General features: G+C 71.5%; 11 protein-coding genes. 4 read left to right on the forward strand and 7 right to left on the reverse strand.

Annotation, left to right across the window (positions count from 1 at the left end; all coding sequences use genetic code 11):
• Positions 1 to 6: 6 nt before the first annotated feature.
• The 5 genes from AACH10_RS24585 to AACH10_RS24605 form a co-directional block, all read right to left on the reverse strand.
• Entirely contained in the window at positions 7 to 972 is a 966-nt protein-coding gene (locus AACH10_RS24585) for a GlxA family transcriptional regulator (protein WP_341413189.1), read from the reverse strand.
• Positions 973 to 979: 7 nt separating this feature from the next.
• A complete protein-coding gene (locus AACH10_RS24590) occupies positions 980 to 1570 on the reverse strand; it encodes an isochorismatase family protein (protein ID WP_341413190.1) in 591 nt (196 codons plus the stop codon).
• Between the two features lie 92 nt (positions 1571 to 1662).
• Positions 1663 to 2763: a M14 family metallopeptidase gene (locus tag AACH10_RS24595; RefSeq protein ID WP_341413191.1), complete on the reverse strand. Its 1101-nt coding sequence runs from the start codon at positions 2761 to 2763 to the stop codon at positions 1663 to 1665.
• Between the two features lie 7 nt (positions 2764 to 2770).
• Positions 2771 to 3964, reverse strand: a complete 1194-nt coding sequence (locus tag AACH10_RS24600) for a M20 aminoacylase family protein (protein ID WP_341413192.1) — start codon at positions 3962 to 3964, stop codon at positions 2771 to 2773.
• Between the two features lie 100 nt (positions 3965 to 4064).
• On the reverse strand, positions 4065 to 5216 hold the full coding sequence (locus tag AACH10_RS24605) for an ABC transporter substrate-binding protein (RefSeq protein ID WP_341413193.1): 1152 nt from the start codon (positions 5214 to 5216) through the stop codon (positions 4065 to 4067).
• 118 nt (positions 5217 to 5334) lie between these two features.
• Here AACH10_RS24605 and AACH10_RS24610 point away from each other — a divergent pair, with 118 nt between their 5' ends.
• From AACH10_RS24610 to AACH10_RS24620, 3 genes are read left to right on the forward strand one after another with little or no spacing between them, the layout of a single operon-like run.
• Entirely contained in the window at positions 5335 to 7464 is a 2130-nt protein-coding gene (locus AACH10_RS24610) for a molybdopterin-containing oxidoreductase family protein (protein WP_341413194.1), read from the forward strand.
• The gene (locus AACH10_RS24615) at positions 7464 to 8564 is read left to right on the forward strand and encodes an aminopeptidase (protein ID WP_341413195.1); all 1101 of its coding nucleotides are present in this window, start codon (positions 7464 to 7466) and stop codon (positions 8562 to 8564) included. The genes AACH10_RS24610 and AACH10_RS24615 overlap by 1 nt, the downstream gene beginning before the upstream one ends.
• A 32-nt stretch (positions 8565 to 8596) precedes the next feature.
• Positions 8597 to 8920, forward strand: a complete 324-nt coding sequence (locus AACH10_RS24620; protein WP_341413196.1) for a polyhydroxyalkanoic acid system family protein — start codon at positions 8597 to 8599, stop codon at positions 8918 to 8920.
• A 75-nt stretch (positions 8921 to 8995) separates the two neighbouring features.
• Here AACH10_RS24620 and AACH10_RS24625 read toward each other — a convergent pair whose 3' ends face one another.
• On the reverse strand, positions 8996 to 9250 hold the full coding sequence (locus tag AACH10_RS24625) for an acyl-CoA-binding protein (RefSeq protein WP_341413197.1): 255 nt from the start codon (positions 9248 to 9250) through the stop codon (positions 8996 to 8998).
• Positions 9251 to 9406: 156 nt separating this feature from the next.
• Between AACH10_RS24625 and AACH10_RS24630 the strand changes: the two genes are divergently transcribed.
• On the forward strand, positions 9407 to 10837 hold the full coding sequence (locus tag AACH10_RS24630) for a wax ester/triacylglycerol synthase family O-acyltransferase (RefSeq protein WP_341413296.1): 1431 nt from the start codon (positions 9407 to 9409) through the stop codon (positions 10835 to 10837).
• Between the two features lie 44 nt (positions 10838 to 10881).
• On the opposite strand, the gene AACH10_RS24635 is transcribed toward AACH10_RS24630, so the two are convergent.
• Positions 10882 to 11655, reverse strand: a complete 774-nt coding sequence (locus AACH10_RS24635; RefSeq protein ID WP_423228659.1) for an RNA pyrophosphohydrolase — start codon at positions 11653 to 11655, stop codon at positions 10882 to 10884.
• Between the last annotated feature and the right edge of the window lie 83 nt (positions 11656 to 11738).

The raw sequence follows: 11738 nt of genomic DNA on the forward strand, positions 1-11738 counted from the left end.
GCACGCTCAGGGTGCGTGCTGGGTGCGGCCGCGCGCGCGGCGCCATTGCCGGTCGTTGCGGAAGCCGGCAAACGCGGCGGCCTGGGGCGCGCTGGCCCCGCGCGCCAGGGCCTGGCGGGCCAGCGAGGCGCGCACATGCTCCACATAGTCGCGCGGGCTCAGGCCGGTGTGCTGGCGGAACAGCCGCGCCAGGTGCCGTGGCGTGACATGGGCCACCGCGGCCAGGGCGTCGGCGCTCCAGGTCTCGGCGGGGCGCTCGGCCACCGCCTCCTGCACGCGGTGCACGGCCGGGTGCAGGTGGTCGCGGAAGGCCAGCAGCGGCGACAGTTGCGGCGCCGCGGCGGTGCGCCGCGTGGCCGTCACCATCACCTGGGCCACGCTGGCGGCCAGCGCGTCGCCGCACTCGCGGGCGATGCAGTGCAGCGCCAGGTCGATGCCGGCGGTGATGCCGGCGCTGGTGAACAGCGCGCCGTCTTCCACCCACACCTGGTTGGCCTGCACCAGCGCCGTGGGCGCGATCTGCGCCAGGTCGTCCAGCAGTTCGTGGTGGGTGGTGCAGCGCCGGCCGGCCAGCAGGCCGGCGTCGGCCGCCAGCAGGGCGCCCACGCACACGGTCATCAGCCGGTGCGCCGAGCCGTCGTCGGCCAGCACCGGCGCCACCTGCCGCACCAGCCACTGCCGCGTGGCCAGCCAGGCGCGCTGGCGCTGCAGCACGCGCGGCGCCTCGCCGGGGCGGCCCAGCAGCACCGCCCAGGTGGGGCGGTTGAAGGATTCGGGCAGCGGCTCCAGTTCGGCCAGCATCAGGCCCACCGACGAGCGCGCCTGCGGGGCCGGGCCGGCATAGCGCAGGCGGAACGCGGCCGGCCGCCCGCGCCGCGCCAGCGCCTGGTTGGCCAGGCGGAAGGCCTCGGCCGGGCCGGCCAGGTCGAGCAGCAGGGTGTCGGGCAGGACGACGAAGAGGACGTCGATCATGCGGCCATCATGCCGCGCGCGACAGCGCCTCGTCCACGCCGACCAGCGTGGCGAAGCGCCCGGCCAGCACGGTGGCGGTGCGCTCGCGGATCTGCGCGGCCGTCAGCGGCTGGCCGGCCGGCGTGCGCATGTCGAAGGTCAGCGTGGCCTCGGTGACGAAGTCCACCGTCCAGCCCTCGTCGCTGGCGTGGCGCGCGGTGGTCTCGCAGCACTGCTCGGTGCGGATGCCGGCCACCATCAGCCGGCGGATGCCCTGCTGGTGCAGCCACACGGCCAGCCCGGTGCCCACCAGCGCGCTGTGGCGGTGCTTTTCCACCGTCAGCGCAGCGTCGAAGGGCAGCAGGCCGTCCAGCGGGCGGACCAGGCCGCTCTCCAGCGCGAAGGGGTTGTCGGCGCTGCGCGGCCCGTCGGTGTGGAAGATGCGCACGATGGGCACGCCGCGCGCCATGCAGCCGGCCAGCAGCGCGGCGGTGGCGGCCAGGTAGGCCGGCAGGTCGGCCTCGGACCAGTACGGTCGGTGCTTGAACGACTGCTGCACGTCGATCAGCAGCAGGGCGGTCGTGGCGGGGTGGGCCGGGAGGGCGGAAGATGCGGACATGGTGGGCTCCTGGTGTCGGGAGCCGCCATGGTCACGCGCGACGGCGGTGCGCGCAGCACCGCGGCCGGACCGTCTGCGGTCAGTTCAGGACATCAGGCGCCGCCCAGCCCTGCCACCGCCTGGTGCGCGGCCTCGCGCCCCTGGGCCACGATCTGCCGCTTCCACACATCGGTGTCGGTGTAGAACGCGTCGCGCAGCCGCTGCTTGATGGCGGCACGCCGGGCCGGATCCAGCGTGTCGGCTTCGGGGTGGTTCTCCAGCCACTGGTCGGCACGCAGCGCGTCCAGCACTTCCTCGACCGGCACGGTGCCGTATTCCAGCGCGATGCCGGTGTACTCGGCCTGCGGGCAGGCCTCGTAGGCCACGGTCCACATCAGGCCGGTCAGCAGCGCCGAGGTGGAACTGCCGTCGTAGATCGACGTGATGCCCGGCCCCCACCAGGCGCGGGCGCGGGCCAGGGCCACCGCGTCGTCGCGGCAGGCGAAGATGCGTTCGCCCACGCCGCTGGGGCCGAGCCCGGTGTGGAAGTCGATCCAACCCAGGCGGGTGCAGCGCTGGCCGTGCTCGCGCAGCGCATGGCGCACCGCCATCTGGCTCCAGGTGGGCCCGTGGCCGCCGAAGAACAGGCCTTCGGGGTACTGGTACTGGCCCGAGGTCACGGCGGTCTGCCAGGCCTTCAGGCCGTGTCGGGCGATGTAGGCGTCGACCGCCTGCTGCACGCCGGGCGCGGGCGGCCAGTCCTGCGGCACCACCAGGTGGGCGATCTCGGCATAGGCCTGGTTCACCGGCAGCGGTTGGTGGAAGTTCTGGAAGTTGCGGTTCAGGTCGACGTTCTCGTGCGTGGTGCGGCGCCACCACGAGAAGCCGTAGGGGTTCAGCGCATGCAGGTACAGCACTGCCACGCCGGCGGCATGGGCGGCGGCGCGAAAGCCCGCATCGCCCAGCAGCGCCACCTGCACGCCCGAGCCGCAGTAGCCCTCCACGCCATGGCAGGCCGAGCTGAGGATCAGCACTGCGCGCGCATCGGCCGGGCCGTCGCGCACGATGTCGAGCGCCAGCGGCTCGCCGTCGCGGCCCAGCAGCGGGTGTGGCTCAGAGTGCACATCCAGGTTCGCGGCTTCGGCCGCGGCCAGGAACTTGCCACGCGCCTCGGCGTAGCTTTGCGAGAAGTACGTCGGGGCGTCGGGCGTCATCGCAGCCTCAGCGGGGCGTGTTGAGCCACTGCTCGGCGATGCGCACCCAGGCGGTGGCGCCCAGCGGGATCAGGTCGTCGTTGAAGTCGTAGCTGGGGTTGTGCAGCATGCACGGCCCCAGGCCGTGGCCGCCCTCGCGGTGCGCGCCGTCGCCGTTGCCGATCATGAAGTAGCAGCCGGGAATCTTCTGCAGGTAGTAGCTGAAGTCCTCGGCGCCCATCGTCGGCTCGAACTCCTGCACGTTCTCGGGGCCCACCACCTCGCCCAGCACGCGGCGGGCGAAGGCGGTCTCGGCCTCATGGTTGATGGTGGGCGGGTAGTTGCGCTTGAAGCGGAACTCGGCCGTGCAGCCATAGGCCAGCGCGGTGGCCTCGGCCATGGCCTGCATGCGCTGCTCGATCAGGTCGAGCACGTCCATCGTGAAGGTGCGCACCGTGCCTTCGATGGTGCAGGCCTCGGGAATGACGTTGGTGGCCTCGCCGGTGTGGATCATGGTCACCGAGATCACGCCGGTGTCGATCGGCCGCTTGTTGCGGCTGATGATGGTCTGGAAGCCCTGCACCATGGCGCAGGCGGCCGGCACCGGGTCGATGCCCAGATGCGGCATCGCGCCATGCGCGCCCTTGCCGCGGATGACGATCTCGAACTCGTTGCTCGACGCGTAGCAGGGGCCCGACTTCAACGCGAACTGGCCCACCTGCATGCCCGGCCAGTTGTGCGCGCCGAACATCGCCTCCATCGGGAACTTGTCGAACAGGCCGTCCTGGATCATCTCGCGCGCACCGCCGCCGCCTTCCTCGGCTGGCTGGAACACCAGGTACACGGTGCCGTCGAAGTTGCGGTGCTTGGCCAGGTGCTTGGCGGCGGCCAGCAGCATGGCGGTGTGGCCGTCGTGGCCGCAGGCGTGCATCTTGCCGGCGTGGCGGCTGGCATGGGCGAAGGTGTTGCCTTCCTGGATCGGCAGCGCATCGATGTCGGCGCGCAGGCCCACGGCGCGCGCACTGCTGCCGTTCTTCACGATGCCCACCACGCCGGTGGTGCCCAGCCCGCGGTGCACCGGGATGCCCCAGTCGGTCAGGGCCTTGGCGATCAGGTCCGAGGTGCGCTCTTCCTTGAAGCACAGCTCGGGGTGGGCGTGGATGTCTCGGCGCAGCGTGGTGATGCTGGCGGCGTCGGCCAGGATGGATTCGATCAGGCGCATGGGGTGCGGCTCCTCGGTGTCGGGTCTGGCAAGGCAGGAAACGGGCCAGTTTATGCCGGGTGGCGATGGCCCCAGAACCGTGCGGGCTGTGCGCTGGCGCTCAGCGACGCACTTTGCCGTCCTCGGTCAGCAGCGTCAGTTCGACGAAGCTGGAGCCCACGTGCTGGCGCGGGCCGAAGGCGACCGTGAAGCCACCGAAGTCCAGGCGCAGGTTCTCCAGCGCGCTGACCAGGGCTTCGCGGTTCAGCGTCTTGGCACTGGCGGCGGCCCGGCGCAGGCCCTCCACCAGCACGCGCGCGCCGACAAAGCCCTCCATGCCCGAGTAGTTGGGCTGGTGCTTGCCGCCGGCCTGGCGGATGGCCTCCAGGTACTCGCGCGAGGCGCCGTTGGTGGTGGAGAAGGGCGAGGGCATCACCTGGCTCACCTGCACGCCGCGCGCCTCCTTGCCCAGCTCGTCGATCAGCGCCTGGGTGCCGACGAAGGACACGTTGTAGAACAGCCCGCCGTAGCCCGCCGCGCGCGCCGCGCGGATGAAGGCGGCGCAGCTCTTGTAGGCGCTGATCAGCACCACGGCCTCGGGCTGCCGGGCCACGATGGCCTGCACCGCGGCAGCCACGTTCACGCTGTTGCGCTCCACCGTGCCCACGGCCAGCGGTTCGCGGCCGATGGCGGCCAGCGCGCGCTGCACGCCGTCCAGGCCGGCCTGGCCGTAGCTGTCGTTCTGGCGGAACACCGCGATCTTGTGCAGCCGCAGGCCGGCCAGGTGGCGCACGATCAGCGCCGTCTCGTCGAAGTACGACGCGCGCACATGGAACACGTTGCGGTTGAACGGCTCGCGTAGCGCCTGCGCCCCGGTGAAGGGCGCGATGAACGGCACCTGCGCCGCCGTCACCGCGGGCAGCGCGGCCAGCGCCGTGGGCGTGCCCACGTAGCCGAACAGCGCGAACACCTCGTCCTGGATGAACTTGTCGGTGTTGGCCTTGCAGCGCTCGGGCTCGTAGCCATCGTCCACCAGGCGCAGCTCGACCGGCCGGCCGTTGATGCCGCCGGCGGCGTTCACCGCATCGAACACCAGGCGCGCGCCCTGGTGCATCTGCAGGCCCAGCTGCGCGGCCGGGCCGGTGATGGCGGCCGACTGGCCCAGCACGATGGGGCGCTCGGGCTGGCCGAAGGCCGGCGCGGCGGCCAGGGCGCCCAGGCCACCCAGGCGCTGCAGCGCCTGGCGGCGGGAGGGGAACGACAGGGAACGCATGGCTCGGGGCGATTGGATCGGCGTGACGACGGCGACGCCAGGGAGCGCGAGCCTAACGCGAGATTCGTGCCCCGCTGGCGCGTGCCAACCCGAACAGGGGCTGTGCCATCATCGCCGGATGAGCCTGATCGCGACCTCCTCCGACACCGCCGCCGAGGCCGGCGACCGCCTGGTGCGCGGCGCCTGCCCGCACGATTGCCCCGACACCTGCGCGCTGCAGGTCACGGTGCGCGGCGGCCGGGTGATCCGGGTGGCCGGCGACCCGGCGCACCCGCCCACCCATGGCGCGCTGTGCACCAAGGTGTCGCGCTATGCCGAGCGCAGCTACCACCCCGAGCGGGTGCTCACGCCGCTCAAGCGGGTGGGGCCCAAGGGCAGCGGGCAGTTCCAGCCGGTGGGCTGGGACGAGGCGCTCGACGACATCGCGCAGCGCCTGCGCACCATCGCCGCACGTGATCCGCAAGCCATCCTGCCCTACAGCTACGCCGGCACCATGGGCATGGTGCAGGGCGAGAGCATGGCCGCGCGCTTCTTCCACAAGCTGGGCGCGTCGCTGCTCGACCGCACCATCTGCGCCTCGGCCGGCAGCGAGGCCCTGGCTGCCACCTACGGCGGCAAGCTGGGCATGCACCTGGAGGACTACGCCCACGCCAAGCTGATCCTGATCTGGGGCAGCAACTCGATCGCCAGCAACCTGCACTTCTGGACCTTTGCCCAGCAGGCCAAGCGCAACGGCGCCAAGCTGATCGCCATCGACCCGCGCCGCACCGAGACGGCCGACAAGTGCCACCAGCACATCGCCCTGCGGCCGGGCACCGACGGCGCGCTGGCGCTGGCGCTGATGCACGAGCTGATCGCCCATGACCGGCTGGACCACGACTACATCGCCCGCCATGTCGACGGCTTCGACGCGCTGAAGGCCGAGGCGCTGCAGTGGCCGCCCGAGCGTGCGGCCGAGGTCTGCGGCATCGACGTCGCGGTGATTCGCCAGCTGGCACACGACTACGCCAGCACGCGGCCCGCCGCCATCCGCCTGAACTACGGCATGCAGCGCGTGCACGGCGGCGGCAATGCGGTGCGCCTGATCGCGCTGCTGCCCTGCCTGACCGGGGCGTGGCGCCAGCGCGGTGGCGGCCTGCTGCTGTCCTCGTCCAGCTGGATCGCCCGCGTGCGCGACGACCGTGCGCTGCAGCGGCCCGACCTGCTGGCCGGCCGCACGCCGCGCACCATCAACATGAGCACCATCGGCGATGCGCTGCTGCACCCGGGTGACGGGCCTCAGGGGGGCGCTTTCGGCCCGAAGATCGAGGCCGTGGTGGTCTACAACAGCAACCCGGTGGCGGTGGCGCCCGAGTCGGCCAAGGTGGCCGCGGGCTTCGCGCGCGAGGACCTGTTCACCGTGGTGCTGGAGCACTTCCTCACCGACACCGCCGACCATGCCGACTACGTGCTGCCGGCCACCACGCAGCTCGAGCACTGGGACATCCACGGCAGCTACGGCCACAGCTATGCGCTGCTGAACCAGCCGGCCATCGCACCGGTGGGCGAGGCCCGGCCCAACACCGAGGTGTTCCGCCAGCTGGCCGCGCGCCTGGGCTTCACCGAGCCCTGCTTCGCCGACAGCGACGAGGCCATCTGTCGCCAGGCCCTGCCCAGCCTCGACTTCGAAGCGCTGCTGCGCGACGGCTGGGTGCGCCTGCCGGTGCCCGAGCTGCCGTTTGCCGATGGTGGCTTCGCCACGCCCGGCGGCAAGGCACGCGTGGTGGTGCCCGGCCTGGGCGTGCCGCGCCATGTGCCGCCGCATGAAAGCCCGGCCAGTGCGCCGGACCTGGCCGCGCGCTACCCGCTGGCGATGATCTCGCCGCCGGCGCGGCACTTCCTGAATTCCACCTTCGTCAACGTCACCAGCCTGCGCAGCATCGAAGGCCGGCCGCTGCTGGAGATCCACCCCGACGATGCCGCGCCGCGCGGCATCGCCGATGGCAGCGTGGTGCGCGTGTTCAACGCACGCGGCAGCTACCGCTGCCATGCGGCGGTGAGCACGCGGGCGCGGTCCGGCGTGGTCAACGGCCTGGGCATCTGGTGGCGCAAGCTGGGCCTGGACGGCACCAACGTCAACCAGCTCACCAGCCAGCGGCTCACCGACATCGGCCGTGCGCCCACCTTCTACGACTGCCTGGTGGAGGTGGAAGCCGACCGCACCGCGACCGACGCGGCCCCGGTCGTGGCCCCGGCCACCACGACCTGATGCAGGCCGACGGCGCACCGCGGCGCCGCCGCCGCACGGCCACGCTGGTGGCGGGGGCGGTGCTGGCCGCCGCCGCGGCGCTGGGCAGCAGCGGCTGCAGCTCGGTGGGCTATTACGCGCAGTCCATCGGCGGCCATGTGGCCCTGCTGCGCCAGGCGCGGCCGGTCGACGACTGGCTGGCCGACCCGGCCACGCCGCCAGCGTTGCGCGAGCGCCTGCAACTGGCGCAGCAGATCCGCGCCTATGCCGTCAGCGCGCTGGCCCTGCCCGACAACGCCAGCTACCGCCGCTATGCCGATCTGGGCCGCAACGCCGCGGTGTGGAACGTGGTGGCCGCGCCCGAGCTGTCGCTGACGCTCAAGACCTGGTGCTACCCGGTGATGGGCTGCGCCGGCTACCGCGGCTACTTCGACCGCGCGGCCGCCGAGCAGGAGGCCCAGGCCCTGCGGCGCGAGGGTTGGGAAGCCTGGGTCTACGGCGTGCCGGCCTATTCCACGTTGGGCTGGACCAACTGGCTGGGTGGTGATCCGCTGCTCAACACCTTCGTGCGCGGCAGCGAGGCCGAACTGGCGCGCCTGGTGTTCCACGAGCTGGCGCACCAGGTCGCCTATGCGCCGGGCGACACCGAGTTCAACGAGAGCTACGCCACCGCGGTGGAGCAGCTGGGCCTGGCGCGCTGGCAGCGCGAGGCCCGGCGTCCGCCGGAAGACCCGGCCATCGCCCAGCGCCGCGCCGATTTCCGGGCCCTGACGCGCCGCGCCCGTGCCGAGTTGCGCACGCTGTACGCCAGCGGCCGGCCCGAGGCCGAGCAGCGCGCCGCCAAGGCCGCCATCCTGGCGGCGCTGCGCAGCGCCCATGAGCAGCTCAAGCAGGGCGGTCATCCGGCCTGGGCCGGCTTCACCGGCTACGACACCTGGTTCGCCCAGGCCAACAATGCCACGCTGGCGCTGCAGGCCAGCTACGACGGCCTGGTGCCGGCCTTCGAGCGCCTGTTCGAGCGCGAGGGCCGCGACTTCGCGCGCTTCCACGCCGCGGTGCAGGGCCTGGCCGCCTTGCCGCGCGACGAGCGGCACGCGACACTGCGCGCCCTCGTCCCTTGACGCATCCTCAGCCCCGAACGGAGACCCGTCCCATGCCCGACATCCACATCCACCGCGACCATGCCCTCGGCCTGCCCAAGGCGCGCGAGGTCGCCTGGTCCTGGGCCGAGGAGGTGGAGCAGAAGTTCGACATGGAATGCACCGTGCTGGAGGGCGAGACCAGCGACACGGTGGAGTTCACGCGCAGCGGCGTGAAGGGCCGGCTGATCGTGGCCGCCGACCACTTTGATCTGGAAGCCAAGCTGGGCTTCCTGCTGGGGGCCTTCGCCAAGACCATCGAGGCCGAGATCGAGAAGAACCTCGACACGCTGCTCGGCGCGGCCAGCAAGGCGGCCAAGGGCCGCAAGGCGAAGTAGCCCCGAGGCGCCGTTCACCCGGCGCCGCTGGCGGTGCTACCGCTGTGGCAGCGGCCTGGGCCGCCACAGGCGGGGTTACTTCAGGCTTTCGATCAGGTCGATGTACTGCTGCATCGCCGCCTTGGCGTCGGTGCCCTTCAGCGCATCCCAGGCGTCGAACTTGGCGCGGCCCACCATGTCGGTGAAGCCCGGGCGCTTGCCTTCCACGTCGCCCGCAGTGGCCTGCTTGTACAGCGCGTAGATCTTGAGCAGGGTCATGTTGTCGGGCTTTTCCGGCAAGGTCTTGCTTTCGGCCACGGCCTGCTCGAATTTGGCCTTGATGTCGGGCATGGTGCTTGTCTCCAACGGGTGAAAATCGGGCTTGACGCTGTGGATCTTACCCAGCAAGGTGAACGGCGGGCAGGCCGATCTCTAGACCGGCGCCCCCACTGCAGTCCACGCCAAGAACACCAGGAGACGCCCGTGCCCGACACCACCGCCCACCGCATGTCCCGTGTCGACACGGCGTGGCTGCGCATGGACAACGACGTCAACCAGATGATGATCGTGGGCGTCTGGCTGCTCGACCGCGCCATCACGCTGGACACCGTGCGCGAGCGCATCGCCTCGCGGCTGCTGAAGTACGAACGCTTCGGCCAGCGCGTGGAGCATGACGCGCTGGGCGCCAACTGGGTGACCGACCCGCACTTCGACATCCGCCGCCACGTGGTGCCCGAGGTGCTGCCGCGCCGCGCCGGGCAGAGCGAGCGCCAGGCACTGCAGCAGCGCTGCGGCGAGCTGGCGATGACGCCGCTCGATCCCAACCGGCCGCTGTGGCAGTTCCACCTGGTCGAGGACTACGAGGGTGGCTGCGCGCTGATCATCCGGGTGCACCACTGCATCGCCGACGGCATCGCGCTGATCGCGGTCACCAACTCGATCACCGACGGCGGCGACGCACCGCCCAGCCGGCGCAAGCGCGGCGCGGCGCACGATCCCGCGCACGAGGCCGACTGGCTCTCCGACACCCTGGTCAAGCCGCTCACCGACCTGACCGTCAAGCTCATCGGCATGGGCGGCACCGGCATGGCCAAGTCGATCGACCTGCTGGCCAATCCGCAGGCGCCGATCACCGACACGCTGGCCGGCACCATGGACCTGGCCCGCGTGGGCGTGCAGGTGCTCAGCGACACCGCAGCGCTGGCGCTGATGGCCGACGACTCGCCCACCTCGCTGAAGGGCCACCCGATGGGCCGCAAGGTGGTGGCCTGGAACGAGCCGATGCCGCTGGACGTGGTCAAGGCCATCGGCCATGGCCTGAACTGCTCGGTGAACGACGTGCTGCTGGCCTGCGTGTCGGGCGCCATCGGCGGCTACCTGCGCGCCAAGGGCGAAGACCCGGCGGGTCAGGAGATCCGCGCGATGGTGCCGGTGAACCTGCGCCCGCTGGAGCAGGCCTGGCAGCTGGGCAACCGCTTCGGCCTGGTGCCCCTGGTGCTGCCCATCGGCATCGAGAACCCGATCGAGCGCGTGTACGCGGTGCGCGCCCGCATGCGCGCGCTCAAGGGCAGCTACCAGCCGCTGCTGGCCTTCGGCGTGCTGGCGGCCAGCGGCCTGCTGGTCAAGAGCGCGCAGGACATGGTGCTGAACCTGTTCGCCAAGAAGGCCACCGCGGTGATGACCAACGTGCCCGGCCCGCGCCAGCACCTGACGTTCTGCGGCGCCACGCTGCGCCAGACGCTGTTCTGGGTGCCGGCCTCCGGCAACATCGGCGTGGGCGTGTCCATCCTCAGCTACGGCGGCGGCGTGCAGTTCGGGCTGATCACCGACGAGCGGCTGTGCCCGGATCCGCAGGCCATCATCGACCGCTTCGAGCCCGAGTTCCAGAAGCTGCTGATGGTGACGCTGATGCTGCCTTGGAACGAAGCCGGCGCCTGAGGCGCCAGGCCTGCGCCACCGGACGAGGTCTGGTCAGCCGACGGTCAGCTGCCGTTGAGCCGGCGCTGGGCTTCGGTGCCCGCGTCGTCGCCCAGGGGGTCATGCCGCGCGTCGGCGTGCGCAGGCCGGGCCGGCGCGTCGTCGAAGGCCGCGGCGCCGGTCATGACCGGCTCGTCGGGCGCCAGCAGCGGGTTCGGCGACCCATCGTGCACTGCGTCCAGCGGGGTGGGGGCGCTCTGCGGCCCCTCGCCGTCATGGCGACCGTCGTGGTGGCCGTCGTGGCGCCAGCCGTCCTCGTGCGGACGCGGCCGCATGCCGGTGCGCAGATAGCGGTTGTGGTGGTTCACACGCGGCAGAAAGCGCGCCAGTTCGCTGAGCGCCATCTGGTACACGTCGCGCTTGAACTCGATCACCAGGTCCAGCGGCACCCAGTACTCGTTCCAGCGCCAGGCGTCGAACTCGGGGTGGTCGGTGGCGCGCAGGTCCAGATCGCTGTCGCGCCCCATCAGGCGCAGCAGGAACCAGATCTGCTTCTGGCCGCGGTAATGGCCCCGCGCATCCTTGCGGATGAAGTGATCCGGCACCTCGTAGCGCAGCCAGTCACGCGTGCGGGCAATGATGCGCACATGGTCGGGCCGCAAGCCCACTTCTTCGTGGAGCTCGCGGAACATCGCCTGCTCCGGCGTCTCGCCGTACTTGATGCCACCCTGCGGAAACTGCCACGAGTGGGTGCGCAGACGCTTGCCCCAGAACACCTGGTTGCGCGCGTTGAGCAGGATGATGCCGACGTTGGGCCTGAAGCCTTCCCTGTCGAGCATAATCAAACCCCGATATCTGAATTGATTTCATTATTGCACCGGCGTTGCAGGGCGAGCGAACCCTCGCTAACCCGCATGGGTTG

Source organism: Pseudaquabacterium inlustre (assembly GCF_038066595.1).
GTDB lineage: Bacteria > Pseudomonadota > Gammaproteobacteria > Burkholderiales > Burkholderiaceae_C > Pseudaquabacterium > Pseudaquabacterium inlustre.

Excerpts from the sequence above, each read along its gene's own strand:
- AACH10_RS24625 (WP_341413197.1), bottom strand. The coding sequence starts at position 9,250 with ATGCCCGACATCAAGGCCAAATTCGAGCAGGCCGTGGCCGAAAGCAAG.
- AACH10_RS24615 (WP_341413195.1), top strand. The coding sequence starts at position 7,464 with ATGCAGGCCGACGGCGCACCGCGGCGCCGCCGCCGCACGGCCACGCTG.
- AACH10_RS24635 (WP_423228659.1), bottom strand. The coding sequence starts at position 11,655 with ATGCTCGACAGGGAAGGCTTCAGGCCCAACGTCGGCATCATCCTGCTC.
- AACH10_RS24585 (WP_341413189.1), bottom strand. The coding sequence starts at position 972 with ATGATCGACGTCCTCTTCGTCGTCCTGCCCGACACCCTGCTGCTCGAC.
- AACH10_RS24590 (WP_341413190.1), bottom strand. The coding sequence starts at position 1,570 with ATGTCCGCATCTTCCGCCCTCCCGGCCCACCCCGCCACGACCGCCCTG.
- AACH10_RS24630 (WP_341413296.1), top strand. The coding sequence starts at position 9,407 with ATGTCCCGTGTCGACACGGCGTGGCTGCGCATGGACAACGACGTCAAC.
- AACH10_RS24605 (WP_341413193.1), bottom strand. The coding sequence starts at position 5,216 with ATGCGTTCCCTGTCGTTCCCCTCCCGCCGCCAGGCGCTGCAGCGCCTG.
- AACH10_RS24610 (WP_341413194.1), top strand. The coding sequence starts at position 5,335 with ATGAGCCTGATCGCGACCTCCTCCGACACCGCCGCCGAGGCCGGCGAC.
- AACH10_RS24600 (WP_341413192.1), bottom strand. The coding sequence starts at position 3,964 with ATGCGCCTGATCGAATCCATCCTGGCCGACGCCGCCAGCATCACCACG.
- AACH10_RS24620 (WP_341413196.1), top strand. The coding sequence starts at position 8,597 with ATGCCCGACATCCACATCCACCGCGACCATGCCCTCGGCCTGCCCAAG.
- AACH10_RS24595 (WP_341413191.1), bottom strand. The coding sequence starts at position 2,763 with ATGACGCCCGACGCCCCGACGTACTTCTCGCAAAGCTACGCCGAGGCG.